Here is a 26467-nt window from a genome sequence, read left to right on the forward strand (position 1 = left end):
ATGCCGGGTAATTATTAACAGAGGGCACGGAGGGGAACAGAGATCTCGGAGAGATATACCATAACTGAGGTTTAAAAATTGTAGTTTACCACAAAGTTAACCTGGAACATATCTACCTTATTCAGGATGAAGTTGGGATTCTCGGGGAAATCTCCCTGACCGATCTTGTAGACCAGCAATAGCTCCGGCTGCAGGTGCTTCAGTTTCTCAGAAGTATAGAAAATATCAAAGTTGAGATGCGTATATCCGGGCTGTGCATATTTATTGTCAGCAGGGTCAGTTACGGGTGGTTTCCAATGATGGCCTGCGCTAAAAACCGTTCGAAGTTTGTCGTTATTTATAGTAAAAGTCTGGTCATAGGTCAAAACCAGAGCATGATTGTCCGCGGAGCCTTCGCTGCGCTCTCTTTTTTGAAAGCTGAATAATAGCTCGCGCCCCCATTCTCTGGGAAATAAAAACCTTCCGCCCGGCAGAATATGGTCATACCCGATTGTGATTTTTGCCGCGTTCCATCTAAAGGTCATTTGTGCTCCCAATACATTCGCATTTTTATCGGTGAAATATCTCAGAGAGTCGCGGCTATTGCCTCCATCTCCCAGGCGATCCTGTCGGACATATTCCATCGACAATTGTGTGTCCTTTTGACCTAGTTTGATGGTTGGGCGTACATAAATAGTGTTAAAAATGCCATCCACATAATAATTAGATAACTCAACGTCAATATTTTTATCCGGGCTGGCATTCATATTTGCCATAGCAATGAAATCAGAAATTGTATTTCCTGCATACCGGCTTTCTTTTCCATCCGGATTTCGTCCTACAGGATACTTACCGATACTTGTTCCGATATCAAAGAACTCACCAGTTGACCTTGGGGCGATAGCATTAAATACACCTAGTTGAACTTTGTATTTGTTGGGTGCAAACGAATACCACAGCCCTTGCTCCAGGGTGGGGATCATCCTGCCATCCTGTGGGTTGATCATTGGAGTTACAATTTTCATTCTCCCAAGCGTTACCTCATGCTTCAGGTGTGCATATTTTAGAAATAATTCACCGGGAATAACAATCAACTTGTCACTAAGATCCTCGACATCAAATAATCCTGCTTCGTAGCGGCTTACTTTTCCGGTAACGGGGTCAGGTTGGCTGAGATCTTGTATGCCTGTATTGATCGATGTGTAGAGCACTCCACCAACCTGCCAATGGTTATTAAAAGAGTGAGTATACCCAACTTTTCCTCCCGTGGCCAATGCATAGAAATCTTTCAGATCGCCTTTATTATATGTGCCCAGAAAGAAAGTCCGCCATTGGCCGGAGATTTCACCTTTTTTTTGGGGTGGCGCACTGCTTTCTTGTCCACTGACCAGTTGTAAAGATGAAAGTATTAACAGGCTTGCTATGAAAATTCTCAACTTATTTCGTTTTTGTGATGCCGTATTTTTCTTGGTAGAATGTCATAATGGGTTGAAACGGCCCGTATTTATGCTGTTCAGCAGGGAATGTGTCGGCCCATGGGCCATATGGTGTGGAAACCGGTTTCAACCTGATGTCAGGGAAGTCGGCCTCCGTATTTTCTTTTAAGGGCCTTTCAAAACTATTGATGTAAGCAGCTACATGATAAGCTTCCTCATCTGTAAGCTTTGGGTTATCCCATGTGGCCTGACCGAACGGCATATTTCCTTTAATGAACTCCGCTGCCGTAAGCAGACGATTCATTCCCGCTCCATGATTATAAGTGTCTGTGCCCCATAGAGGCGGGTACTGGTATCCTTTTGTGGTATCTGCCAGTTTTATGCCCTGGCCGTCTTCTCCATGGCACACCTGACATTCCAGCACATACACTTGCTTTCCAAAAACAGGGTCAGCAGCTACTTCCGGTATTTTAATAGATGGAAAGCCAGCAAACTCAGCTTGCCTGTCTTGAGGTACATCTTCACTGAGCCACTCCATGTAGGCCACAATAGCTTTCATTTGTTTCGAGTCACCGGGTAGCTTTCTTCCGTTCATACTTCTTTCCATGCACCCATTGATACGGTCTTCGATAGTCCCTATTTCATTTTCACGTGCGCGGAATTGCGGGTACCGATTGGTAACACCCACCCATGAACCGGAGCCTGCCTGTGTGCCGTTCTGCAGGTGACAGTTTTTGCATGCCAGATTATTGCCGGCATAGATCATCTCATGGTCTTTAACCATTGGTCCGATGTACTTGGGCGATTCGGTGACCAGCAGGTAACCATATTTGATGAGTTGGCCTTCTTTGCCTAATGGCAGGTCGGTTTCAATGTTTTTTGGTGCCCAGGTGCCGGCAACCTCCTTCTTGGCAGTAAAGAAGGAGGGGTTGATCCGGTATGCTACTATTATTCCAAATACGGCCACTATCATGACCATCAGCAGGATGGTCATTTTTGATAGTAGTCCTAAAATTTTAAAGATCTCCATGATCTTAGTGAGGCAATTTATTTCTCAATAATCCATAAGTGTAAGTTCCTAATAGAGCCGCTGCAATCACCACTAAAATGACTCCAACGCCATTGCCCAAAAGGATGAACATCGGACCGGGGCATGCGCCTGTCATAGCCCAACCCAAGCCGAAGATAATACCACCAATAAGGTATCGAGATACACTGTGTTGTTTAGGGTAGATCTCAATAGGTTTGCCATCAATGGATTTCATCTTTTTACGTTTTATTATTTGTATAAAAATGATTCCCAAAACAATGGCTGATCCTATTACTCCATACATATGGAAAGACTGGAACTTAAACATTTCATAGATCCTGTACCAGGAGATGATCTCAGCCTTAGCCAAGGTAATACCAAAGATTATCCCTATAATTAAATATCTTAATATTTTCATTTGTGTATAAATTTGATTTCAAAGGTCACAACTTGTCCCGAACTTATTTCGGGATGGAATTCGCGATAAACTTTATTCATCCCACATTGGTATAATTTAGGATAAAGTTCATGCTCATTTCATATCAATTCAATGATTTTAAACGTTTGTACTAATGATTTAAAGCGTGAGCAGGTGTGGCAGCACCAGGTGTGTCATTAACAGGCCACCGATAAAGAAGCCAACTACCGCTATCAGTGAGGGTAACTGCAGGTCACTCAATCCGCTGATGGCATGGCCGGAAGTACAGCCTCCTGCGTAGCGGGTTCCAAACCCAATTAAGAAGCCCCCTACCACCAGCATAATAAAGCCCCTTACCGAAAACAACGATTCCCAGTTAAAGATACTTTCCGGCACCAGCGAGCTTCCCGGATCTTCAACACCCAGGGCATGCAAGTCATTAATAGTTGCCTGCGAGATATGCACTTCCTGTGAGGGAGTGAGGTAAACATGTGCAATTAAGCCCCCGATGATCAGTCCACCGGCAAATATCAGGTTCCAGATCTGGCTCCTCCAGTTGAAGTCGAAGAATTCACAGGTTTTTCCAGCCCCAAAAATCGAACACATCGTTCTTAAATTAGCCGAAATACCAAAGCTATTGCCCAACAACAACAAAGAAAACATTACCAGGGCAATCACAGGACCTGCTACATACCATGGCCATGGCTGACTAATAAAATTTATAAACTCATTCATTTTTTTCTCTTTTCGTTTTGAAATTATATGCAAAAGTATAGCCTGAAAAAGGGTAGGAGTGTAACAATTGTTACAGATCAGTTACTGTTCACCGTTCACCGTTCACAGTTTGTTTTTCCAGTGATCTCCATTATTATTTAATTTAGGAAAGATAAGGATTTTTAGGTTTCGTACCAGTTCCCGGACCCAGTTCCGGGACCCTTCTGAAAAGCACTTCTTGAGAAGTAGTCCTACAAACTTAACCACTGGAATGGCGCAGAAAAAATCCCATTTCTGAGGTGCTTCATAAGTTATGAAGAAGGTTGGCTCAGAGCATTAGTTCTGTTCTGCGGGGCCCCGGAACGGTGTCCGGGGACTAGTAGTTAAGGATTTTTTTAACAGAAAAAATTGGTCATAAAGGTTATGTCAAAACTGTAAAAATAACACCAATCCCCCCTCGTACCAGTTCCCGGACCCTGTTCCGGGACCCTTCTGAAAAGCACTTCTTGAGAAGTAGTCCTACAAACTCAACCACTGGAATGGCGCAGAAAAAATCCAAATTTCTAAGGTGCTTCATAAGTTATGAAGAAAGGTTAACTCAGGGCATTAGTTCTGTTCTGCGGGGCCCCGGGAACGGTGTCCGGGGACAGGCTGGTTTTGGATTTTTTAGCATTAGAATACTTTACTATACCTGGGCACCAACTCACCAATTACTGAAACACTTCCGGCAGCCCGGCATTTAGGAGCCTACAATATCTCAATTTTATTCCTGTGCTGCTCTATCTTACCTTCGTTTTCCAGTTGCTTCAGCAGGCGTGAGATCACTACGCGGGAGGTGTTCAGCTCTCTGGCGATCTGTTCGTGGGTTTTGTTAATCTCAAATGAGCCGGATGCCTGTTTTTTGTCAAGCAGGTATTTGTATAACCTTTGGTCTAGTTTCATAAAGGCCATACTGTCTATGGCAAGAAGCAGTTCATCAAAACGTTTTTGGTAGGACTTAAATATAAACCGTCTGAATGCAGGATATTTTTCTACCCACTTATCCATAAGTGTCATTGGGATCATCCATAGGAGCGTATCTTCTTCAGCGACAGCGCTGAACTCACTCTTTTTGTTTTCCAGGCAGCAGGTAATAGACATAGCGCAAGCCTCACCGCCTTCCAGGTAGTAGAGAAATATCTCACTTCCATCCTTATCCTGACGCATCACCTTTAGCGTGCCTTCGAGTACCAGTGGTATTTCTTTGGCATTCATACCGGGTGTGATCACATTTGAACCTTTAGAGATCTTCTTCAGACGACCAGTTGTGATGATCTCGTCAATCAATCCTTTTTCAAATCCCTGTGCTTCTAATAATTCGGTAAGCTTTTCCTTTTCCATGATGCGGTATTCAAGAGGCACTAATATAAATGTTTGTCGTTATTCAAGGAAGCTCCCCGGCAAATAGTTGCTGACCTGTTTGGCCAATTCTTTGAACTTCCACATCAACTCCCGCCATACAGCGCCCCCTACTTTTGTAACCTGTAATTTCCAATTTAATACTTTAACAATGAAAACTTCAGGTTTAAAAACGGAACAAAAGACGGTTAATAGCCGGTCACGATCCTTTCTTTCACATGCTGTCAGGTTATTATCAAAGCTTGATTGGCAATTTGCCGGATATACGAAATGAGAGCAACAGATAACCCTTACATGACGATGCAAAAGCATGTACTTGAATATCAGGGAGAGGTGAAGATGCCAATCGTTGATACAAGGTCTGACAGATATGAAGCGGGTAGCATAAGCAAGTCACGCATTTCATCTATTGACCTGCTTCGTGGGCTAATTATGATCATCATGGCCCTGGATCATGTGCGTTATTACTTTCATTATGATGCATTTCATTATGACCCTGCCGACCTTTCCCAGACGTCTGTAGCTCTGTTTTTTACCAGGTGGATCACCCATTTCTGTGCGCCTGTGTTCGTTTTCCTTGCAGGAACATCGGCCTTCCTTTCGGGGCAGAAGGTGAAGAGCAGGAAAGCGTTGTCGATATGGCTGATCAAGAGGGGGCTGTGGCTGATCGTGCTGGAATTTACCCTGGTGAAATTGGCCTGGATGTTCAAATTGGATTATGAAATAACTCTTCTGCTGGTAATATGGATTTTGGGTATAAGTATGATCGCCCTGGCAGCATTCATTCACCTGCCAAAATACCTGATGCTGATATCGGGGCTGGTCATTGTATGTGGTCACAACCTGTTAGATGGTGTTATTCCTCCTTTTTTGCCCGAACCTCTCTGGAAGATAATGCACATCTCATTTTCTTCTATAGTTATAGGGGATACCACTGTTATTGTTGGTTACCCGGTGCTTCCATGGATAGGACTGATGGTCTTGGGTTACTATTTCGGGATGTTGTACAAACAAGATTTTGGTGATGATGTGAGAAGAAATATTATCATGAAACTGGGAATAACAATCACAATTTTTTTTGTATTGTTAAGGTTAACGAACACGTACGGTGAACCTGTGCCATGGTCTGAGCAGGAGAGTACCTGGTTTACTATACTTTCTTTTCTGAATACCACCAAATATCCTCCCTCATTATTGTATTTATGTATGACTATAGGACCTTCATTGATCCTGCTGACCCTTTTTGAAAAAGCGGATGGATGGTGGGCAAAAAAGCTTGTTGTAGTTGGCAGGGTGCCCCTCTTTTATTATCTGCTACACCTCTACCTGATCCACTTTCTGGCGGTTATTGCAGCCGTAGTTATGGGGTACACATGGTCGGATATGGTGGTCGATACCATGTGGATCAACACTGAACCGCAGCTACACGATTATGGCTTTAGCCTGCCCTTTGTTTATTTCGTGTGGGTTATGGTGGTGATCATGCTTTATCCTCTATGCCGTTGGTACCATGACTACAAAAACCAAAACAGGGATAAATGGTGGTTGAGCTACCTGTAGACTGCCTAATAGAAAGGGTCCTCAGTTAATGTGTCAGGCGAACGTAGTGAAGCAATCCCGTCCCGGTTACAACCCATTCGGAACGGGATTGCTTCTCCCAAAAGCTGAGGAGATCGCAATGACGTTTCTTTTTTTTCTTTTAAATAGCAACTCCATTCTGGCTATGCGGTCTCCAAAATTTTCGTCATGAACTCCGTTGTCAACTCTTTGGACTTTTATGCAATCAGAACCCTCTGAGGCACCTCTAGCTTTGCATCGTAACATTTAATCACTTAAAAATAAGTCAAACAAATGAAAAATTATGTTTTAATAATGGCTATTTGCCTGATGAGTTTAAGCACCTTTTCTTCCTGCTATTCATCGGAAGAAATAAATGATGGGGATGGCAGGCCGGCTTATTCCGGTAAAATAATTTTGGACTGGAACCTCATAGCTTTAGAGAGTATGGGTGGAGAAGGGTACCAGCTTCCACTGGTGAACTCCCGTATAAACGCGATGATGCATATCGCCATGCATGATGCGCTTAATGCCGTATTACCTAAATACGAGAAATATGCTTACAAGGGAAGCGATAAAAGTGTAGACGCGATTGCTGCGGTAGCGGCAGCGGCTCATGCCGTTTTGCTGGTTCATTTTCCTGAGCGGGAGGCGGTTCTACATGAAAAGCTTGCTTTGTATCTGGATGATGTGAAAGACGGTGCAAAAAAGGATGCAGGTATTGCATTGGGAAAAGCGGTAGCGGCAGCAGTTATTGCCACACGCGCTAACGATGGTGCTTTTGCAGATCCGGTAGGAATGGTAGATGCACCAGCGGGAGCCGGGGTCTACCAGGTCCTTCCACCATACAATTTTGCATATGCCGAATTCTGGAAAACTATGAAGCCCTTTAGTCTTGAGAGTCCCCAACAGTTTAGGAGTAAGCCTTTTCCCGCATTAAATTCTAAGCAATATGCCAATGATTTTGAAGAGGTTAAGAAAATAGGCCGGCTAAATGGACTGGATCGCACTGATGAACAGGCTTTGATTGCGAAATATTGGTACGAACTGTCAGAAATGGGTTGGAACAGGGTGGCTAGAATAGTCTCTGAAGATAAAAAACTGGATTTACACACAACGGCACGCTTGTTTGCCTTGCTCGATATTGCCATGGCTGATGCGTATATTGCAGGATGGGATTCAAAGTATCACTATAATTTCTGGAGACCATTGACAGCTATTCGTGCAGAAGATGATGGCAATGATCAGACAATTACCGATAACAACTGGGAGCCAGCAGAACCAACGCCTCCGGTGCCTGACTATCCTTCTACCCATAGCGCCCTTGCTAATGCAGCGGCAACGGTTTTAACCTATGTCGTGGGTAATGATGTGCCTTTCAGCATGAGGACAAGTACAGCAGTACCGGCAGAAATAGTCCGTACTTTTAAAAACTTTCATCATGCAGCCAATGAAAACGCGGAGTCACGTGTAACGGCCGGCATACATTTTAGGTCTGCTTGCAAGGCAGGTCAGCAAATGGGTAATGAAGTCGGAGCCTGGGTGATTGCTAATAAATTAAGGCCACTGAGATAAACTGTCTTCAAATACGTTTTGAAAAAGGGGTGCATTCATGTATCCCTTTTTATGCTTTAAGTTCGATAGTTTACCAATACCCGTTAGCGAAAATTAAATGGATTGATCACCTGGCATCATAAGGTTGTACACCACATGTCTACCTTAATTTGCCTCCTTCTGCGGCATTTACACGTTTTTACAGGAAGAATTGGTCAAATTTTTAAAACTCAAGTAACAGCAATGGAAAATCTATATGAAATTAGCAGAGAACGGAAGCAGTACCGCCAATTAGAATGTGAGGGTGCATTGTTGGTCGAATTCAGATGCCTTGACAATAGTTCTTTGATTCATGATGTCTGGTCTCATCACGCACATATCGTGTATATTACTTCGGGTAATAAGCAATGGATAAATACTGACGGAGATATTACAGTAAACAAAGGAGAAGCCATTTTTTGCAAAAAGGGAGGCTACCATGTGAGGAGTTTCTATGAAGAGGAATTTTGTGCATTGTTATTCTTTTTCCCTGAAGAATTTATTCGTGATACGGTGCTGGAATATCAGGAACACTTGAAGATGTTTAATAGCTCGTTGCTTGATTTTCAGATGTTGAAGATGAATATCGATGATAACCTCAAAACTTTTTTTGATTCGTCAATGATGAACCTTTTACAGTTGAAAGACCCATCAAATCTTTTACTTAAGCTGAAGTTTAAGGAATTGATCCTTCAGATCCTTACATCAAGCGCAAATCCTAAGCTGGCTGCGTACTTTATGTCTACTTTAAAGGAGGACAAAGTAAACCTGAGGAAGGTGATGCAGGATAACCTCATGGCCAACCTGACCCTTGAAGAGTATGCAAGGCTCTGCAGCAGAAGTCTGTCTTCGTTTAAGAGGGATTTTCAAGAGATATTCGGCATGGCTCCGGGAAGGTGGTTAAGGGAAAACAGGTTGAAAATGGCCAAAATGAGGTTGTTAAGTACAGATGAAAATATCAATGACATCGCCTTTCATACCGGCTTTGAAACCACCTCTCACTTCATCAGGTGCTTTCGCAAACAATTCGGGCTTCCTCCTTTGCAGTTTAGACAGCAGAATTGTGCATAACGCCAGATTCCTGTGGCCGCTATTCATTTACCTTTATTATATTCACAGGGCAATGCGTGGCGGCTCTCAGATTTTCCGGCAACTCAATATCACTGACTAAGACGGAATAGGTGTTCTTTTTCTGCTTTCCGCCAACAAGTATACTTTTTCCGTCCTGGCGGGATATACGCCAGCGATCGGGAGCAGCCTCTACACAGGCATTGCAGCCAATGCACTTGTCGCGATACTGGATGATCCTGATCATGAATTGCTTACGATTTTGTACAGTTTATCGTTAGGTCTTACTGCCTCGGGTAATGGCATGGAGAATGGTATTCCTTTCGAAACTGTTTCCACAGGCTGGTCTTCTACACGTAGTTCTGTAACGGTGGCCTGGACTATGCCGGTTTTTGGCCCTGTTATTAATATTTTATTTCCCTTTTTCAGAGATTGTGTTTCAATTTGAAATTCACCAACACCCAACTTGCTGAAATACTTTACACTCGTTCCTAAAAACACCTTTCTTTCTGTGGCTTTTGAACCATAGCTATCGCTCCATTCTCCCATCTTTTTCCCCAGGTAGTAACCATCCCAAAAACCACGGTTAAAAACTGTTGCCAGTTGATTTTTCCATGCTTCAATCCTCTCCTGCGTGTAGGTGCTACTGTTGATGGCGGCTACTGCTTCTTTGTAGCAACGAGTAGTAGTATATACATAGTCTGCTGCACGTCCTCGGCCTTCGATTTTCAATACCTTTACACCACTATTGATCACCTGGTCTAAAAAGTTGATAGTGCAGAGATCTTTCGCACTCATGATATATTCATTGTCGATCTCCAGCTCAATGCCTTCCTCTTTATCAGTGACAATATACTCTCTCCTGCAGTTTTGAATGCAAGCTCCTCTGTTGGCAGATGCATAGTGAGAGTGCAGACTAAGGTAGCATTTCCCCGAAACAGCCATACATAAAGCGCCATGAGCAAATATCTCGATCTCCACTAGTTTTCCGGACGGCCCGGTGATCTGTCTTCGTTCAATTTCACGAATAATCGTAGCAGTCTGGCTGAGAGTAAGCTCCCTGGCCAGCACCATTACATCGGCATACTCCACATAGAATTCTACTGTTTCTATATTGCAGATATTGGCCTGCGTGGATATATGGACCGGCATTCCTATTTTTTTAGCATAAGCCATGACTGCATGGTCTGAGGCAATAATAGCCGAAATGCCCGCTATCTTAGCCGCTGTAGCGATAGAACGCACCAGGTTCAGATCATGATCATAAATAACGGTGTTAAGGGTAAGATACGACCTGACATTACGATCTCTACAAAGCTTGCTTACTTCTTCTATATCTTCCAATGTAAAGTTATTGGAGGAGCGTGCTCTCATGTTCAACTGCTCCACGCCAAAGTAAATAGCATCCGCACCGGCCTTTAGTGCGGCACTGAGCGATTCAAACGATCCGGCCGGTGCCATTACCTCTACATTATTCCAATGATTCGACATTTGATCTGGTAGTTTTTGGTCGCAATTTTCTGAAATCTATCATACTTTAACTATGACAAAAGTCATATTTCCTCCTTTTATTGTCCGTTAGTTTTGATTTTGAATTTCAGAATGGAACAGAGGCGGTTATAGAAAGGAGCGACAGTTGAAGCGAGCTTTAGATTTTAAGAGATATGGAGGAAAAGTTATGGCATACATTGCCCGCTAATGAGGCTTTGAAGCAACTCAACTCTTCTGTTTCCGGACTTTCCACTGATGAGGCACACATTAGACAAAGCGCCTACGGTAGAAATGTGCTGCCAGCCAAACACAGACTTACTCTTTTCGAGATCATATTGCATCAGTTTCTGAGTCCTCTGATATACGTGCTGTTAATGGCAGCAGTGGTATCTGTTGTGCTCGAAGAATATTCAGATGCCGGCTTTATACTTTTAGTACTGGTTATCAACGCTGTTATAGGCACTTTTCAGGAATGGAAAGCTGAATCGAAGGCTTCTGCATTGCAGGAGATGATAAGGCTTAAAACGAAAGTAAAACGTGATGGAAAAGTATCGCTACTGGACAGTGAGGCTTTAGTGCCGGGTGATATTGTGATGCTGGAATCGGGTGACAAAGTGCCTGCAGATATTCGCATTGTAAAGGAGAATAACCTTACCGCAGAAGAAGCCATCCTAACAGGAGAGTCGATGGCAGTTAGCAAAGATGCCGAGGCTGTTGTGCAGGGAAGAGCTCCGGTGTCAGAGCAAATGAACATGTTGTTTGCAGGAACCACAATTACTACCGGACGTGGAACAGGCCTGATCGTATCCACCGGTAGTTCAACTGAAATTGGCAAGATCGCCTCTTCTCTCGAACAACTGTCTACCGGAAAAGCGCCGCTGGTTAAGCGTATGGAGATCTTTACAAAGCGGATAAGTCTTTTCATCCTATCTGCGTGCCTGATACTAGGTGTGGTAGCATATTATGGAGGCTTCCCGGTCAGAGAGATCTTCTTCTTTATTGTTGCTATGGCAGTATCGGCCATTCCGGAAGGCCTGCCTATAGCCATGACTGTGGCGCTTTCGATAGGCGCTTCACGTATGGCGAAAAGGAGTGTGATCATCAGGAAGCTGACCGCTGTTGAGGGGTTAGGGAGTTGTACGTTTATAGCTACCGATAAAACCGGCACGCTAACTGTAGATCAGCAAACGGCACGGGCTATACTAACAGAGCAGGGTAAAAATTTCAGGATTACAGGCGAAGGATATAATGGGGATGGTGTGGTAATGGATAACCTAAACAGAGAGGTGACCTGCCATAAAGATGAAGTACTGACACGCATAGCCAGGGCAATTGTGATTTGCAACGAGGGCTGGTTAGAACACGAAAATGGCAACTGGAATTATGGAGGAGATCCCATTGATGTAGCAATGCTGGCTCTGTCATTTAAACTCAAAACTTCACCTGAAAAGATCCTGAAAGAAGTGGAAAAGGTAATGGAAGTTCCTTTTGAGTCTGAAAGAAAATACTCGCTTGTTTACTACAAAGATCAGGGTAAACTAAGGGTAGCTATTAAAGGGGCAATTGAAAAACTTAGAGAGGGAATAGACAAAAAAAAATATGATCAGGTAATGCAGGAGGCTATGCGCTATGCAGAGGAGGGGTTTAGGATAATAGCAGTGGGAGGTGGGGAAGTGGATGAAATAAAGCCGATGGATGAACTCCCTCGTTTTGAGCTTCTTGGTTTTGTAGCCCTGATAGACCCGCTACGGCCGGAAGCGCGTCCTGCCGTTGAAGAGTGCCATCAGGCCGGTGTGGAGGTAGCCATGATCACCGGTGACCACCCTGCCACAGCACTGGCTATTGCAAAAGAGGTGGGCATAGCATATGGTAGTGACTCATTGATTTCCGGTGAAGAGTTTCAACAGGTGGTAGACTCGGGAGGTGAGCTTTTCAGTAAGGTCCTGGAAAACAAACGCATCTATTCCAGGGTTTCTCCTCATCAAAAACAGATCATTGTTCAGGCTTTGCGAGAGTCCGGGCAGTTTATCGCTGTGACAGGAGACGGGGTTAATGACGCCCCGGCTTTAAAAACAGCAAATATTGGCGTTGCCATGGGATACGGAACAGATGTTGCTAAAGACACCGCATCGATAATTATCAGCGACAATAACTTTGCTTCCATAGCGGCTGGTATAGAAGAAGGAAGGTATACTTATAGCAATCTGAGAAAGATCATTTACCTGCTTGTTTCCACAGGAGCAGCGGAGATACTTATGATAGGGATGTCCCTGGCCTTTCAACTGCCGCTACCTTTTTTACCCGTGCAGTTGCTTTGGCTCAATCTGGTAACCAATGGTATTCAGGATGTAGCATTGGCTTTTGAAGCCGGGGAGAAAATAGTAATGCGCCAGCCTCCGAGAAAGCCCACGGAAACTATTTTCAATCAACTTATGATCAGACAAACCCTGGTATCAGCATTGGTCATCAGCTTACTGACATTTGGGTTATGGTATCATCTTTTAACCCATCTAAACTGGGACGAACCAAAAGCTCGTAACATCATTCTATTGCTTATGGTCTTACTTCAGAATTTCCACGCTCTTAACTGCCGGTCGGAAACAACCTCCATTTTTAAATTGCCCTTTAGAAATAATAAGGTCCTCATCTTTGGGATCATTGCGGCTCAGACAATTCACATTATTGCAATGGATGTTCCTTTTATGCAGGAGCTACTGGCTTTGGCTCCTGTGTCGTGGGCAGATTGGTTAAAGCTTTTTTTAACGGCTTCTATCATTCTTGCAACCATGGAAATATTTAAAGTGATCAGCTTCAAAGTGAACAAAAAGCAGGTGAACAAAAAGTGGTATTTATGAATTCAGTAAAAGTTTTGAACCCTTCTGTCCCTATTTCGTCTGATGAATTATGAACAATATGACATTGATAAAGGTCATTATTGAATATGACCGTTGTTATATACGATTATTACCGGTAGCATTAGCTTCACACTATAAATAAATTAACCATGTTGCAAAGGCTTCTATTGACAATTAGCGTTGTGTTTACATTTGCGTCATGCAATAATGATGATCAGCGGATACAACCTAAGGTGGGTTCCATTACGGAATCCGTATATGCCTCTGTAACACTGCAGCCTGAAGGTCTGTATTCTGCCTACGCCGCAGCAAGTGGTATTGTGGCAGAGATTTATGTAAAGGAGGGAGACGCGGTGCAGAGAGGAGGTCGTATTATGCAGATCACCAATGATGCTCCGCAATTGAACATGGAAAATGCCCGATTGGCCCTTGAACTAGCCAGGAATAACTATAAAGGCCGGTCGGCAGTGCTAAAGGAGCTGGAAAAGGAGATAGAAGTGGCTACGCTCAAGCTGAAGCAGGATTCCATTAACTTTTTCCGGCAAAAGAACCTGTGGCAAAAAAATATAGGAACACAAAATGAGTATGATGCAAGAAAAATAGCTTATGAGATGGCTCAGAGCAATCTGCTGGCCTTGGAAAATAGATATGAACGCTCGAAAAATGAGCTCGAAACACAACTTAGACAAGCCGAAAATACCTATAGAACTGCTCTCATTGCTACCGATGATTACACTGTTACCAGTAAAATTGAAGGTAAAGTGTATGACGTATTAAAAGAACCCGGTGAGCTGGTGGGGCCACAGGAGCCGGTAGCCTCTATCGGGAGCGCGGAAGATTTTGTAATAAAAATGTTGATAGATGAAGTGGATATTGCCAGGGTTAAGTTAGGGCAGCGGGTATTAATTACGCTCGATGCTTATGGAAATCGTGTTTTTGAAGGTGAGCTCACAAAAATTTACCCACAAAAGAATGAACGTACTCAGACTTTTACTGCCGAAGCCAGGTTTAGCAAACCTCCTGGTACAATGTATCCAGGCCTTTCGGGAGAAGCCAATATTGTAGTTGAACACAAGGAGAATGCACTGATCATCCCCAGGAGCTATCTGATCAATGAAAATGCTGTAAAAACGGATCAGGGCGTTGTGGAAGTAGAAACAGGCCTTTACAGTATGGATGAAGTAGAGATCCGGTCTGGCCTGGTAGCCGGCACTTACATTTATAAGCCTTAGGCATATGAACTGGACGGTAATACTTTCGATATCGAAAACACATTTGCTCTCGCGGCTGAAGCAGTCATCCATTGCTGCTTTGGGGGTGACATTCGGTATTGGCACGTTTATCATACTCGTTAGTTTTATGACAGGCCTCAACCAGTTATTGGATAACCTGATACTCGACAGAACGCCTCATGTGCATATTTACAATGAAATTGAACCCAGTGCGCAGCAACCGGTGGAACTCTTAGAAGAATTTAGCGAGGCTTTCAATATTATACGATCAGTAAAGCCGAAACAGAACCAGGAGAAAATACATAATGCTTTGCCTCTCTTAAGCCATCTGAAAAAAGACACAAGGGTAAGAGGTGTAACGCCTCAGGTAAAAGCCCAGGTATTTTACCTGGCCGGATCAATCAAGCTCAATGGTGTAGTACAGGGGGTGGACATCATGGAGGAAGCACGGTTGTTTAATATTGACGATTATATAGTACAGGGTGAGCCACAAGACCTAGCCAGGAATGATAATGCTATTTTGCTGGGTGCGGGAATAGCCAAAAAGATGTCGCTGGAAGTAGGAGATAAGCTGCAGGTAGCCACAGCGGGTGGAGACCTCTTTCCTTTGAAAATTGTAGGTCTTTATCAAAGCGGGCTTGCAGAAATTGATAACGTACAAAGCTACACTAACCTGAAAACAGCCCAGCGAATACTAGGGGAAGGAAATAGCTACATCACAGATATCCATGTAAAGCTGCTTGACATGCGGAAAGCCCTGGAAATGGCTGAAGAAATAGAAGATCAATTCAATTTGTCTGCCGTGGATATCAATAGAGCCAACGCCCAGTTTGAAACGGGTACGACTATCCGGAATATCATTACTTATGCCGTATCCATAACCCTATTGGTTGTGGCTGGTTTTGGTATCTATAATATACTAAACATGATGATCTATGAAAAAATGAATGACATAGCCATTTTAAAGGCAACAGGCTTTTCAGGAAGGGATGTAAAAATGATATTCATCAGTCAGGCCATGCTTATCGGTGTAGTAGGCGGTGTGATAGGGCTTTTCTTCGGGTACATTGTGTCCGTGTTAATTGACCATACACCTTTTGAAACAGAAGCCTTACCCACTATCAGTACCTTTCCGGTCAATTTTAATCCACTTTATTATGTAATAGGAATTGTATTTGCCATAGCATCTACCTTCCTGGCGGGCTACCTGCCTGCCCAGAGAGCAAAAAAAATAGATCCGGTTGAAATTATCAGAGGACAATGAGTATAGAAGCCAATAATAAAGTACTGGAAGCACGAAACGTTAATAAATATTTTACTATTCCGGTATCCTTTCATGTGCTAAAAGATATTTCTCTATGTATTGAAAGAGGTGAATTTGTTTCCATTATGGGTAAATCTGGTTGTGGAAAATCAACGTTGCTTTACGTGCTGTCTACCATGGATACCGACTACACCGGTGAACTCTACATAGCAGGGGAGAAGATGACGGGGAAGTCTGGTGAAGAGCTGGCGGCCGTGCGTAATTCGGAAATTGGCTTTATCTTCCAGTTCCATTACCTGCTGCCGGAGTTTACGGTACTGCAAAATGTGATGCTGCCGGGCCTCAAGCTGGGCAGGAAATCTGCCGATGAAGTTCGCCACGATGCACTTGAAAAATTAAGACTTCTGGACATTGGAGAGCAGGCGGATAAGTTGGCTTCACGAATTTCCGGTGGACAAAAGCAGCGGGTTGCCATTGCCAGAGCGCTTATCAATCAACCGGACATAATTATGGCAGATGAGCCAACGGGTAACCTGGATAGCAAGAATTCCGAAAATGTATTTAACATCCTCCGCCAGCTCAGCCATGAACAACACCTGTCTCTACTGGTGGTGACTCATGACCATGACTTTGCAGAAAAGACAGATAGGATAATTATCATGGAAGATGGAAGGATCGTAGGGTGATGAACGGATTTCTTCTGAATTTGGTCTTTGTCTTGCCTGGTTAATTTGCTAAATTAACGTGAATTCGATATAAAAATGCTTGAAAATAGGCGGTCTTCCTATCCCGAAAGCTTTAATGCTTTAGTGAGAAGGGTCTTCCTAAGTTTTTAATTGCACCCTTGAACTGAGTAAGATTCTTAATTTTTCCCCGAGCCATGTTCAGGACAGGCAGAATGACTTAAATTGAGTTTTTTTGCTCGGTTTTTCTGATATAATCAGGTTTTGCTATTTCGAACTCACGTTAAATTAATACTAACTACAGTTTGTTTAACAATAAATGGAAAAGGACATAGCAATTCTGATGGCGGACCTTTCCGGTTATACGGCACTTACTGATGTGCATGGAGGTGCGTCTGCTGCCAAGATCGTAAGTCAATACATGGAGTTGGTCAATCATTCTCTTTGCCGGGATTGTAATGTGGTTCAACGAATTGGGGATCAGGTGGTGATCACCTCTGACCACCCGATGGAACTGGCAGTAACAGCCCAAAACCTTATAAAAGGTGCAATGCAGCAGCGACATTTTCTATCTGTTCATGCAGGCCTTCATTATGGTGCCGTTTATCATGAAGGGGGCAGTCTTTTTGGATCTACCATCAATGTGGCCTCAAGGATTATGAACATGGCGCGCCACGGTCAGGTCCTATGCTCTGAATCATTCATACTATCGCTGCCGGATAATAGTCCCTGTCAGTTTAACTCTGCCGGTAAACACCGGTTCAAAAATGTACTAAATGAAATGGAACTCTTCGAAATGGTTAATGACTTTACATTGTGCTTCCATATGGACCCGGTATGCCATATGTTGGTAGACCCGGAAAGCGAAGACTTTATCTGGTCTTATCGCAACAAAGACTATTTTTTTTGTAGCCCCCAATGCAAAGAGCTGTTTATGAACAACCCTGGGTTATTCATGGGAGAGGCCAGGGCCAATTAATCCATTACTTATTTCAACTTATAGATATTTAAAATCAGATTTGGATCGGGACATTGTTGCAGGTATTCTTCTCGCCTGGCAGCAGAGGCCACTCCGGGATAGTCTCCATAATAGTCTTTCATATCCCTGATGATCTGAAAATGAAGGTGAGGAGGCCAATGGACATTTTCATGGTAAGCTCCAAGGGTAGCTATTTCCTGTCCTGCACTAATTTCCTGCCCGGCTTCCAGTCCATCCAGAGAATGGGCGCTCAGATGTCCATATAAGGTATGAAAATCCACCCCGTCCAATTGGTGTTTTAGAATTATTGTAGGACCATAATCACCTGAAGCACTGTTATTTTTGAAGCTGTGTATAGTGCCTTTTAGCGGAGCATACACTGGTGTACCTGCCTGAGCCCAGATATCGATACCCAAATGAATGGATCGAACCTCTTCCGTGTTAAAAACAGCGCTCTTTTTGTAAATGATCCTGTCTTCGTTGTAGCCGCCAACCCCGGCTTCGGCACCCCTTTCCCTAAGCTTACCAAAAACATAGCTGTTGAAGGACTGCTCATCATCAATATCTACATCATCTAATTCCTTGTTGCTGGCAGAAAAGTCAAAAATAATAGTCTGCTCACGATTGAGATCAAAGGGAACTACCGGTATGAACTCCTGCTGATGGTGAAGTAATATATCTTCGAGACTTTTAGACATAATTTTTTCTTATCATATTAAACTTTTAGTGCGAACTAACCAATAATGATTTACAATTTACGATTTACGATTTATTTAATAACGCCTGAAAAAAAGCAATACTAAAACGGGCAGCAAACTAAGATCAATGATCAATGCAAATATCAGTGTAAGGCTGACCAGGAGTCCCGTATAAAAGGTGCCTCCGAAAGAAGACAATATTAATATCAGGAACCCACCGGACAAAATTATACTTGTAACAATAATAGCCTTTCCGGTAGACAAGTAGGTTCTTTTTAAAGCATATAGCAGTGATTTTCCCTTGGCTAACTCCAGCTTCAGTTTGCTGGTGAAGTGAATGGTATCATCCACAGCTATCCCAAAAGCGATGGTAAAAATAACAGAGGTGGAAAGCTTGAGTGTAATGCCAAATATTCCCATTATACCGGCTACTATTAGCAACGGTATTACATTGGGAATAAGCGTGATCAGGATCATCCGCAAAGACTTAAAAAGCAGGCCTGCAATAGCGGCAACGACAAGAAAAGCAATGCCCAGGCCCTCAAACATATTCCGGGCCAGGTATTCGTTATTTTTGTCTATTAGATTTGAGGTGCCCGTTACTCTGAATTTTGCCACTGTGGTGTCGGTATTCCTGGCAATGAATGCCTGAAGCGCTTTTGTATTCTCCAGAGAGATGGCGCTGCCTATATCTCCTACACGGCCGCTTATTCGTGCTGTTTTTCCGTCTTCAGTGATAATGCCTTTAAGGTCACCACCCCTCAGGAATCTTTTCAGGTACCTGTTTATTTGCTTCCAATCCCTTTCGGATGAGGGCAATTGGTAAGCACCGGATGCACCTCCATTCACAGCCTGATTCAATCCCTTTACAACTGTAACAGGTGATATAACATTTCCCACCTGGATCTCACCTTCAATATATTTCTGAACCATATTGATCTGCTGTAATACCGCGCTGTCAAAAACATTTGCACTTTGGTTTTGAGCGGTCACCGTCAATTCAAATGGTCTTGACCCACCAAATTCCAGATCGAAAAAAGTAAAAGCTTCCTTCAGAGGGTTATCTTCGGGCAGGTCTTCAATGAGGTACGTATTGATCGCTACTTTTGATATCCCATAGCACGACACGGCAATTAGTAGCAGGCTAATCCCTATAACGATATATCGTTTTCTTGCAATTCTGATAAATGAACGGCTAAGAAAGCCAAACCACGCAGATCTGTGCACTAGTTTTTTGGATATTTTTGGTTGAGGCAATAGCAGCAAAGAGGCTGGTAACAGCGAAAATGCAACTACAAATGCAATAAAAACTCCAATGGCGGTATACAACCCAAACTCCCGGATGGGATGGATACTGGCCGTCATTAGCGTAGCGAAACCCACCGCTGTGGTCAGCGTGGTTAAAAAGGTGGCCAGCCCTACTTCCTTTACAGTGGTAGTAAGCGCTTTTATTTTACTTTCCCCAAGCCTCAACTGCTCAATATATTTCGTATTAATGTGTACCACATCAGACATGCCCACCACAAACATGATCGTTGGCAGGAGTACCATGAGAATATCCAGAGGCTTGTTTACAAGGCCCATAATACCCAATATCCATAAAGTAGAGAGCATGACCACGATCAGCGGTATAATGATGCCCCACAATGACCGGAAGGCGATGGCCAGAAAAATGATAACCAATACTACGGAAGCAGATAAAAACAATACGAGCTCATATTGCATGGTTTCTATAAAAACCCTCTGTGCGTGGACCTTGCCTGCCAGGTGTACCTTAGGAAAATAAAATTGTGAAATTGAATGGTTGATATGGCTAAGAAATTGGTCTACCTCGTACTTTTCCTGCAGGTTATGATGATGGATAATAACCGCTGTTGATCTTGCATCATTTGATATCAGCGCCCCTGTCAATTGACCATTTTTGAATATACTAATACTGTCTGCGGTATATCGTTCCGGTAAACTGGGGTGGATCACCGGAATTTTATAAAAGCCGGCAGGCCCGATGACTGGTCTTTTGAAGTTTGTGAGCGATGCTATTGTTTCGATGTGTGACGATTTAGAGAGCATCCGCGTCAGCGAGTCGACTTTGCCAAGAAATGCGCTGTCGAAGACAGACGAAGAGTTCTGCAAGCCTATCAAAAGATAATTGTTGTCTGGCTCAAATGTTTTCTGAAACTCCAGGTAATACTCCAGCTCAGGGTCATCCGTAGGGAAGAAGCTTTCAAATACATAGTTAAATCGCAGGTCCTTTATAAAGTAGCCAATAAAGATCGTAATGATGAATAGCGTTACAAAAACAATGTAGGACAGTCTGCGATGCATCGGGCAGTGGCTTATTATTCGTGCAGCAAACCTACCTTATTTGCTTTTAACTGGCGCATAGTTTTCGGATGAATGACTGATTTTTTGGTCATTTGTCATAACGTTGCCTACTGCTTCTGCCGACTGACAATTATTTACTGGTGGCTTTTTTAACAATAAGCTCCGCCATCGTGAGCTTCTCTATGAGCATCTCTTTTTTTTCAATATTAGATTTTTTTACCCAGGCTATTGCTTCTCTGATCTCCTCAGCAGAATAGGGAATAGAGGTGGTTTTGCCATCATAGTAGTTTCTGACGGTTTCAATGATCCTTTGCCTTTTCGGACTAAATAATTGTTTGAAGAATCCCATAGATATACAACAGCCTAAAGTAGGCCTGTGTTATTTTTAATAAAACTAAAATAACGTGAGTTCGACACAGGAGAACCGGTTAAAGATATGCATATCAGAAAACAGCAAAAAAAATCTCTTTTTAAGGTCATTCTGCAAAATGAAGAATCTTACCAATAAGGGTGCTATTCACAACTTTGGAAGATCCTTCTCCCGAAAACTTGAAAGCTTTCGGGATAGGATGCCCGCCTATTTTTAAGGCTTTTATATCGAACACATGTTAAAATACTTACCAGATAGGTAATCAAGTCATTATTGGCATAGCATTTAATTTAAAGTTGATGGATGGTCTTTTTTTTCTGTGAACCGGATTACTCGCCTGTCAGAAGTAAAAGTTGAACTGGCATGTAAACCTATGCCTTAAAATTTTTATCTTAGTCCTTATTTTAAGCGTTATAATAAGATCAGAGATATGAGGCAGTATTTAGACTTGATGCAAGACATTATTGACAACGGGGCACAAAAGGGAGATCGAACCGGTACGGGCACTATGAGTGTTTTTGGTCGTCAGATGAGGTTTGAACTTTCAAAGGGCTTTCCATTGCTGACAACGAAAAAATTGCATATCAGGTCCATAATTCATGAACTGCTCTGGTTTTTAAGTGGCGATACCAACATCAAATACCTAAATGAGAATGGTGTATCCATCTGGGATGAATGGGCCGATGAAAACGGTGACCTGGGACCTGTGTATGGTCACCAATGGCGTAGCTGGCCAACTCCTGATGGGGGAAAGGTAGATCAGATATCGCAGGTTGTAGAGCAGATAAAAACCAACCCTAATTCCAGGAGACATATTGTAAGCGCGTGGAATCCTGCGGAAGTGGATAAAATGGCGCTACCGCCATGTCATGCATTGTTTCAGTTTTATGTGGCTAATGGCCGACTTTCATGTCAACTTTATCAAAGAAGTGCCGACTATTTTCTGGGTGTACCATTCAATATTGCCTCATATGCATTGCTGGTATACATGTTTGCACAGCAATGCGACCTGGAGCCGGGTGAGTTCATATGGACTGGTGGTGACGTGCATTTGTATTCCAACCACATAGCACAGGCTAAGACACAGCTAAGCCGTGAACCGATGGCTTTGCCTCAGCTTCATATCAATAGAAAGCCCGCTTCAATCTTTGATTATAAGTTTGAAGACTTTGAGATCGTAAATTATGAAGCACACCCATCTATCAAAGCGCCTATTGCAGTATAATTGGTCAGTCTAGTCTTACCCGGTATACCAGTGGGTTTTTAAGAGTAGACTTATCCTCTAATTCCTTATTGTCATTAAGTGCGGCCACATAGGTATTGGCAAGGAAATATAACCAGTTGCCTTTTATCACTCCTGTGGTAGGTAGATAAAAATCTTCGTGGCAGCAAGCGAGAACATTTACAGAGTCAATAGCATCTATATTTTGATTAAGCACAAACTGGTTGATTGATTCAGGCTTGGTGATGTTATGGAATCCGATGAGTGTATTTTTATAGGTATAAAGACCGTCATTCCCGATAATATAGTATACCGGGTGAGAGAGTGGCGTTATTTCCCTGGTTTTAAGATCAAGCTTTTGAAGCCCACGTACAGTTGAAATTATAAGTGTTCCCCCATCGGGAGATACGGTGATACCATTCGGACCTATCAACGATCGGGCAGGCACAAAAACTTCAAGGGAATCTTTGCCTGTATTCACCTTATAAATAGCACCACCGTCAGTATCGGTTATGTATATGTCGTTGTTATTGAAAACCAGGTCATTAAACAGGTGCCCGCCTTCCGCAGTGACATATTTCTTTGACAGTTTACCAGATTTGAGGTCGTAGCCGAACAACCCGGAAAAACCGGTGCTATCAGCGCTTTGGTCTAAAGGGCTACGGCACGTCCATAGTATTCCGTCCTTTACTGACATTCCAAGATAACCCCACGGCCCGTATTCATTTTCACCGGTAAAATTGCTGATCTGCCCGTTATTGTCAATCTTTATAATTTTGCTTTTGTAGATGCTTCCGATATAAAAGGCATCACCTGCAGGGTCATATGCTATTCCCTCAGGGATGAGATCAACTTCCGGGATCTCATATACCTTCTCCACCGGTTTTTGAGCAAATCCAAAATGAGCTATCAGTAGAACGAGTGCTATAAAAAGAGCCTTCATGGGTTCAGTCAGGGTTTGAGTGTCTTAGCTTCAACGTAAAGGGGCAGGGTGGGTTAAATTTCGAGATCAATTATTTTAGAAGAGCAGCTTTTATGCCGCTCAGGATCTCCTGAGATTCTGGGAAAAAGGCGCTGTCAATGCCCTGTATAGCTTGTAACCCCTGGCTATTGCTGGTGAAAACGGCATTAGCCGCCAATATTTCTTTCGCCAAAACCTCTACCTCCTGATAAGCTATATTTTCTTCTTTGCACCGATCCAATAAGAAGCTACGCATGACACCACCTACGCAACCCGTTTGCAGTGACGGAGTAAAAAGCTGGTCATCTTTTACCCAAAAAATATTAGATGAAACACATTCTGTCACATATCCTTTGGTATTAAGCAATATCAACTCATCCAGCCCTCTCTGATTGCGCTCCGAGGCGGCCAGTACAAAAGGCAGTGCACTGATCGTTTTATATCGGGAGAGCTTCCAATAGTGTAAGACCACCTCCTGAGAAAACGACACATGTTCCTTCAATGGCAAAAGGTCGGGTGATCCTTTGACCAGTAGCAAGGTATTTGCCTGTGCATCCCCTCCAAAATAGGCCTTTTGATACTCTGGTTTCCTCCAAACGATAAGCTTTGCAGTGGCATTTCCGGTTAGGTTGTTTGTGCCCATTAGTCGAAGTATATCCGCGCAAAGCTGGTCTTGATGAAGGTAGTCCGGCAACGACAACCCTATAGCTTCGGCCCCTCTTCTAAGCCTGGACATATGATAACTCAGGAGCCGGGGCATTTGATCCTGAATTTTGATAGTCTCAAAAAGACCGTCTCCAAACTGGATCGCCCGGTCATTAATCCCGCAGGCAATTTGATCTTTCGTGGGCAGGTTATTAAATAAAACTGTCATAGAAGTGGAAATAAACCAAATAGATGTGAACTTTGACCACTCAGCATTGGCTGAAATACTTTATCACCCAAAATGGAGGTTTATAAGGGTTATTAACCATTTATAATTTTCAATTGATGCGGCAGTAAATTTATCATTAATATTGAAACAATAATAATTTATGATCCATGGCAGAAAAAAGCAGTGTGTTTGATATGATCGGTCCTGTGATGATCGGTCCTTCAAGTTCGCATACCGCAGGGGTTGTGCGTATTGCACGGGCTGCTATTCGTGTGTTAGGGGGAAAACCGGAAAGAGCGACCATTACTTTTTATAATTCATTTGCCAGAACCTACGAAGGCCACGGAAGTGATAAGGCCATCATTGCAGGTCTGCTGGATTATAAGACCGATGATGAAAGAATAAGAAAATCATTTGAATTTGCGGAGAAGGAGGGGTTAAAGTATACTTTTAAATCCGTTGGGAATGCATCAGTATATCACCCAAACACGATCAAGCTCAACCTTGAAAGAGGAGACAGGAAAATAGAAGTAATAGGAGAGAGTAAGGGTGGGGGGGTGATCAATGTTGCTGAAATTGATGGCTTTAATGCTAATTTTTCCGCCAGCATGCATACCCTTATCATAAAGGCTGACGATGTTAAGGGTAGTATAGCGTACATAGCCAATATCATCTCGCATGACGACTGTAATATAGCTACTATGTCTGTTTCCCGTAAGGGTAAACATGATATAGCCTGTCAGGTGATTGAAATGGATAGTGGTTTAAAACCCATCACCCTGGAATATTTAAGAAATCAGAATTGGATCAAAGAAGTCATTTACATACCCGATATCGATTTATAATTTTATGATGAACATGAAAGTGATTAGAGCGCTGATAATCTTACTGCTGTGCTCGGTAGGGGCATTTGCTCAGGAAAAAACAGAATGGACTTTGCAGGAGTGCATCGACTATGCCCTGGAGAATAACCTGAATGTGATGCGCAGCGAATTGAATGTGGAAAGTCAGAATATTAACTACGATCAGGCAAGGTGGTCTCGTATCCCCAATGCCAATGCCAATGGTTCATATAGCTATAGCTGGGGTAGATCTATTGACCCTACTACCAACTTATTCGTAGACAACCAGCGCATTGTTTCTGCCAATGGAAATATTAGCAGTAATGTTACCCTTTTTAACGGACTAAGGCTACATAATACGGTAAAACAAAACAGGCTGTCCTATGAGGCGAGCCAAAAAGATCTGTTAAAAGCCAAAAATGATGTGATCTTTGATGTGATCACTTTTTATACCAATGTTCTTTTTTCACGGGAACTATTAGAAAATGCCCGTACTCAGTTAAAAAGTACTGATCAGCAGGTAGACCTCACCAAGAGGCAGGTAGACGTTGGAGCATTACCAAAGTCCAACCTCCTGGACCTTCAAGCTCAGAAAGCTACCAACGAGCTGAATGTGGTGAACAGGGAAAATGACTATAAAATGGCTAAAATTCAGTTGAAGCAGATACTTCAGTTACCTCCCAATACGGAAATTGATATTGTAGTGCCTGAAATTGATGTTGAGACGGAACCTGTAATGGAATTATCTGCGATTGAGATATACAAAATAGCACTTAATGCCATGCCTGAAGTGCAGAGTGCTGAACTGAGCAAGCAAAGTGCTGAAGTGGGAGTGCAGGCCGCCCGTGGTAATCTGTATCCGACCTTGTCGCTGCAGGGAGGTTTGACAACACGATATTCAGATGCTGCAGATCAACCCAGATTTGTACCTGATGGCGGTGAGCCAACTATAGACCCTACTCCGGTTATTGGCTATGTGCAAGGGAGTAATACCCCGGTAATATCCAATCAGCCACGAGTGACACCATCAGGCCAAATAGTGGATGGGTACGCTTTTGGAGACCAGATTGATGATAACCTGAGCAAGTTTGTCAGCCTTAACCTCTCTATTCCGATTTTTAATGGATTTTCTGCAAGAGCCAGTGTACAACGTGCGAAAATATCTTATGAGCAGGCGGAGATCAATGAAAAGGATACAAAATACCAATTATGGAGAATGATCGAGCAGGCTTATTTCGATGTAATAGCTGCTATTAAATCATACAATGCCTCAGAGACACAGGTAGCTGCACGTGAAGAGTCTTTTCGGGTGATGAAACAGCGATATGACATCGGTGCCGTTAATTTTACAAACTATCAGATAGCAGAAAATGACTTGTTTCAGGCAAAATCAGACCTCCTAAGAGCTAAATACGATTATATTTTCAAACTCAAAATATTAGATTTTTATCAAGGAAAACCTTTAGATTTTTAAACCA

23 protein-coding genes are annotated in these 26467 nt (G+C 43.0%); 11 read left to right on the plus strand and 12 right to left on the minus strand.

The features are described 5' to 3' along the window. Nucleotides 1–71: 71 nt before the first annotated feature. The 5 genes from C900_RS02760 to C900_RS02780 all read right to left on the minus strand — a co-directional run bounded on the left by C900_RS02760 (nt 72) and on the right by C900_RS02780 (nt 4957). Nucleotides 72–1415: a hypothetical protein gene (locus tag C900_RS02760; RefSeq protein WP_009578042.1), complete on the minus strand. Its 1344-nt coding sequence runs from the start codon at nt 1413–1415 to the stop codon at nt 72–74. A 1-nt stretch (nt 1416) separates the two neighbouring features. Beyond that, nucleotides 1417–2445 carry a c-type cytochrome gene (locus tag C900_RS02765; protein WP_009578043.1) on the minus strand — a complete coding sequence of 343 codons (1029 nt, stop codon included), beginning with the start codon at nt 2443–2445 and terminating at the stop codon, nt 1417–1419. A 4-nt stretch (nt 2446–2449) separates the two neighbouring features. Then, nucleotides 2450–2863 carry a DUF6691 family protein gene (locus C900_RS02770; RefSeq protein ID WP_009578045.1) on the minus strand — a complete coding sequence of 138 codons (414 nt, stop codon included), beginning with the start codon at nt 2861–2863 and terminating at the stop codon, nt 2450–2452. A 159-nt stretch (nt 2864–3022) separates the two neighbouring features. Beyond that, nucleotides 3023–3598, minus strand: a complete 576-nt coding sequence (locus tag C900_RS02775; RefSeq protein ID WP_009578046.1) for a YeeE/YedE family protein — start codon at nt 3596–3598, stop codon at nt 3023–3025. 726 nt (nt 3599–4324) lie between these two features. Further along, nucleotides 4325–4957, minus strand: coding sequence for a Crp/Fnr family transcriptional regulator (locus C900_RS02780; protein ID WP_040495331.1), 633 nt, complete (start codon nt 4955–4957; stop codon nt 4325–4327). A 288-nt stretch (nt 4958–5245) separates the two neighbouring features. Between C900_RS02780 and C900_RS02785 the strand changes: the two genes are divergently transcribed. The 3 genes from C900_RS02785 to C900_RS02795 all read left to right on the plus strand — a co-directional run bounded on the left by C900_RS02785 (nt 5246) and on the right by C900_RS02795 (nt 9196). After that, the gene (locus tag C900_RS02785) at nt 5246–6535 is read left to right on the plus strand and encodes an acetyltransferase domain-containing protein (RefSeq protein ID WP_221408101.1); all 1290 of its coding nucleotides are present in this window, start codon (nt 5246–5248) and stop codon (nt 6533–6535) included. A gap of 291 nt (nt 6536–6826) precedes the next feature. Next, a complete protein-coding gene (locus C900_RS02790; RefSeq protein ID WP_009578052.1) occupies nt 6827–8107 on the plus strand; it encodes a vanadium-dependent haloperoxidase in 1281 nt (426 codons plus the stop codon). Between the two features lie 222 nt (nt 8108–8329). Next, nucleotides 8330–9196, plus strand: a complete 867-nt coding sequence (locus tag C900_RS02795; protein WP_040495333.1) for a helix-turn-helix domain-containing protein — start codon at nt 8330–8332, stop codon at nt 9194–9196. Nucleotides 9197–9215: 19 nt separating this feature from the next. On the opposite strand, the gene C900_RS02800 is transcribed toward C900_RS02795, so the two are convergent. After that, nucleotides 9216–9440 carry a ferredoxin gene (locus C900_RS02800; protein ID WP_009578054.1) on the minus strand — a complete coding sequence of 75 codons (225 nt, stop codon included), beginning with the start codon at nt 9438–9440 and terminating at the stop codon, nt 9216–9218. Next, nucleotides 9437–10684 carry a peptidase U32 family protein gene (locus C900_RS02805; RefSeq protein WP_009578055.1) on the minus strand — a complete coding sequence of 416 codons (1248 nt, stop codon included), beginning with the start codon at nt 10682–10684 and terminating at the stop codon, nt 9437–9439. The genes C900_RS02800 and C900_RS02805 overlap by 4 nt, the downstream gene beginning before the upstream one ends. 173 nt (nt 10685–10857) lie before the next feature. On the opposite strand from C900_RS02805, the gene C900_RS02810 reads away from it, so the two are divergent. The 5 genes from C900_RS02810 (at nt 10858) to C900_RS02830 (ending at nt 17697) form a co-directional block, all read left to right on the plus strand. Further along, nucleotides 10858–13539 (plus strand): cation-translocating P-type ATPase, encoded by a 2682-nt coding sequence (locus tag C900_RS02810; protein ID WP_009578056.1) that lies wholly within the window; start codon nt 10858–10860, stop codon nt 13537–13539. A 149-nt stretch (nt 13540–13688) separates the two neighbouring features. Beyond that, a complete protein-coding gene (locus C900_RS02815) occupies nt 13689–14771 on the plus strand; it encodes an efflux RND transporter periplasmic adaptor subunit (protein ID WP_040495335.1) in 1083 nt (360 codons plus the stop codon). 4 nt (nt 14772–14775) lie between these two features. Next, a complete protein-coding gene (locus C900_RS02820) occupies nt 14776–16035 on the plus strand; it encodes an ABC transporter permease (protein WP_009578058.1) in 1260 nt (419 codons plus the stop codon). Beyond that, nucleotides 16032–16721, plus strand: coding sequence for an ABC transporter ATP-binding protein (locus tag C900_RS02825; protein WP_009578059.1), 690 nt, complete (start codon nt 16032–16034; stop codon nt 16719–16721). Before C900_RS02820 ends, C900_RS02825 begins: the two co-directional genes overlap by 4 nt. Before the next feature lie 316 nt (nt 16722–17037). Continuing rightward, on the plus strand, nt 17038–17697 hold the full coding sequence (locus tag C900_RS02830) for a YHS domain-containing protein (protein ID WP_009578060.1): 660 nt from the start codon (nt 17038–17040) through the stop codon (nt 17695–17697). 8 nt (nt 17698–17705) lie between these two features. Here C900_RS02830 and C900_RS02835 read toward each other — a convergent pair whose 3' ends face one another. The 3 genes from C900_RS02835 to C900_RS02845 all read right to left on the minus strand — a co-directional run bounded on the left by C900_RS02835 (nt 17706) and on the right by C900_RS02845 (nt 21069). Further along, the gene (locus C900_RS02835) at nt 17706–18395 is read right to left on the minus strand and encodes a peptidoglycan DD-metalloendopeptidase family protein (RefSeq protein ID WP_009578061.1); all 690 of its coding nucleotides are present in this window, start codon (nt 18393–18395) and stop codon (nt 17706–17708) included. 75 nt (nt 18396–18470) lie between these two features. Continuing rightward, nucleotides 18471–20720, minus strand: coding sequence for an efflux RND transporter permease subunit (locus C900_RS02840; protein ID WP_009578062.1), 2250 nt, complete (start codon nt 20718–20720; stop codon nt 18471–18473). Nucleotides 20721–20850: 130 nt separating this feature from the next. Continuing rightward, nucleotides 20851–21069, minus strand: coding sequence for a hypothetical protein (locus tag C900_RS02845; protein WP_009578063.1), 219 nt, complete (start codon nt 21067–21069; stop codon nt 20851–20853). Nucleotides 21070–21520: 451 nt separating this feature from the next. On the opposite strand from C900_RS02845, the gene thyA reads away from it, so the two are divergent. Beyond that, on the plus strand, nt 21521–22315 hold the full coding sequence (gene thyA, locus C900_RS02850) for a thymidylate synthase (protein ID WP_040495338.1): 795 nt from the start codon (nt 21521–21523) through the stop codon (nt 22313–22315). A 4-nt stretch (nt 22316–22319) separates the two neighbouring features. Here thyA and C900_RS02855 read toward each other — a convergent pair whose 3' ends face one another. Continuing rightward, a complete protein-coding gene (locus tag C900_RS02855) occupies nt 22320–23255 on the minus strand; it encodes an SMP-30/gluconolactonase/LRE family protein (protein WP_009578065.1) in 936 nt (311 codons plus the stop codon). 70 nt (nt 23256–23325) lie between these two features. Beyond that, the gene (locus tag C900_RS02860; protein WP_009578066.1) at nt 23326–24147 is read right to left on the minus strand and encodes an aminotransferase class IV; all 822 of its coding nucleotides are present in this window, start codon (nt 24145–24147) and stop codon (nt 23326–23328) included. Nucleotides 24148–24314: 167 nt separating this feature from the next. Between C900_RS02860 and sdaAB the strand changes: the two genes are divergently transcribed. Further along, nucleotides 24315–24992, plus strand: coding sequence for an L-serine ammonia-lyase, iron-sulfur-dependent subunit beta (sdaAB, locus tag C900_RS02865; protein WP_009578067.1), 678 nt, complete (start codon nt 24315–24317; stop codon nt 24990–24992). Nucleotides 24993–25005: 13 nt separating this feature from the next. Then, nucleotides 25006–26463 carry a TolC family protein gene (locus C900_RS02870; protein WP_040495340.1) on the plus strand — a complete coding sequence of 486 codons (1458 nt, stop codon included), beginning with the start codon at nt 25006–25008 and terminating at the stop codon, nt 26461–26463. Nucleotides 26464–26467: the final 4 nt, after the last annotated feature.

The sequence above is a fragment of the Fulvivirga imtechensis AK7 genome (assembly GCF_000331535.1).
GTDB classification, from domain to species: Bacteria; Bacteroidota; Bacteroidia; order Cytophagales; family Cyclobacteriaceae; genus Fulvivirga; species Fulvivirga imtechensis.

Excerpts from the sequence above, each read along its gene's own strand:
- C900_RS02815 (WP_040495335.1), top strand. The coding sequence starts at position 13,689 with ATGTTGCAAAGGCTTCTATTGACAATTAGCGTTGTGTTTACATTTGCG.
- C900_RS02765 (WP_009578043.1), bottom strand. The coding sequence starts at position 2,445 with ATGGAGATCTTTAAAATTTTAGGACTACTATCAAAAATGACCATCCTG.
- C900_RS02840 (WP_009578062.1), bottom strand. The coding sequence starts at position 20,720 with ATGCATCGCAGACTGTCCTACATTGTTTTTGTAACGCTATTCATCATT.
- C900_RS02800 (WP_009578054.1), bottom strand. The coding sequence starts at position 9,440 with ATGATCAGGATCATCCAGTATCGCGACAAGTGCATTGGCTGCAATGCC.
- C900_RS02820 (WP_009578058.1), top strand. The coding sequence starts at position 14,776 with ATGAACTGGACGGTAATACTTTCGATATCGAAAACACATTTGCTCTCG.
- C900_RS02805 (WP_009578055.1), bottom strand. The coding sequence starts at position 10,684 with ATGTCGAATCATTGGAATAATGTAGAGGTAATGGCACCGGCCGGATCG.
- C900_RS02785 (WP_221408101.1), top strand. The coding sequence starts at position 5,246 with ATGAGAGCAACAGATAACCCTTACATGACGATGCAAAAGCATGTACTT.
- C900_RS02770 (WP_009578045.1), bottom strand. The coding sequence starts at position 2,863 with ATGAAAATATTAAGATATTTAATTATAGGGATAATCTTTGGTATTACC.
- C900_RS02775 (WP_009578046.1), bottom strand. The coding sequence starts at position 3,598 with ATGAATGAGTTTATAAATTTTATTAGTCAGCCATGGCCATGGTATGTA.
- C900_RS02795 (WP_040495333.1), top strand. The coding sequence starts at position 8,330 with ATGGAAAATCTATATGAAATTAGCAGAGAACGGAAGCAGTACCGCCAA.
- C900_RS02845 (WP_009578063.1), bottom strand. The coding sequence starts at position 21,069 with ATGGGATTCTTCAAACAATTATTTAGTCCGAAAAGGCAAAGGATCATT.
- sdaAB (WP_009578067.1), top strand. The coding sequence starts at position 24,315 with ATGGCAGAAAAAAGCAGTGTGTTTGATATGATCGGTCCTGTGATGATC.
- C900_RS02860 (WP_009578066.1), bottom strand. The coding sequence starts at position 24,147 with ATGACAGTTTTATTTAATAACCTGCCCACGAAAGATCAAATTGCCTGC.
- C900_RS02855 (WP_009578065.1), bottom strand. The coding sequence starts at position 23,255 with ATGAAGGCTCTTTTTATAGCACTCGTTCTACTGATAGCTCATTTTGGA.
- C900_RS02790 (WP_009578052.1), top strand. The coding sequence starts at position 6,827 with ATGAAAAATTATGTTTTAATAATGGCTATTTGCCTGATGAGTTTAAGC.
- C900_RS02825 (WP_009578059.1), top strand. The coding sequence starts at position 16,032 with ATGAGTATAGAAGCCAATAATAAAGTACTGGAAGCACGAAACGTTAAT.
- C900_RS02780 (WP_040495331.1), bottom strand. The coding sequence starts at position 4,957 with ATGGAAAAGGAAAAGCTTACCGAATTATTAGAAGCACAGGGATTTGAA.
- C900_RS02810 (WP_009578056.1), top strand. The coding sequence starts at position 10,858 with ATGGAGGAAAAGTTATGGCATACATTGCCCGCTAATGAGGCTTTGAAG.
- C900_RS02830 (WP_009578060.1), top strand. The coding sequence starts at position 17,038 with ATGGAAAAGGACATAGCAATTCTGATGGCGGACCTTTCCGGTTATACG.
- thyA (WP_040495338.1), top strand. The coding sequence starts at position 21,521 with ATGAGGCAGTATTTAGACTTGATGCAAGACATTATTGACAACGGGGCA.
- C900_RS02835 (WP_009578061.1), bottom strand. The coding sequence starts at position 18,395 with ATGTCTAAAAGTCTCGAAGATATATTACTTCACCATCAGCAGGAGTTC.
- C900_RS02870 (WP_040495340.1), top strand. The coding sequence starts at position 25,006 with ATGAAAGTGATTAGAGCGCTGATAATCTTACTGCTGTGCTCGGTAGGG.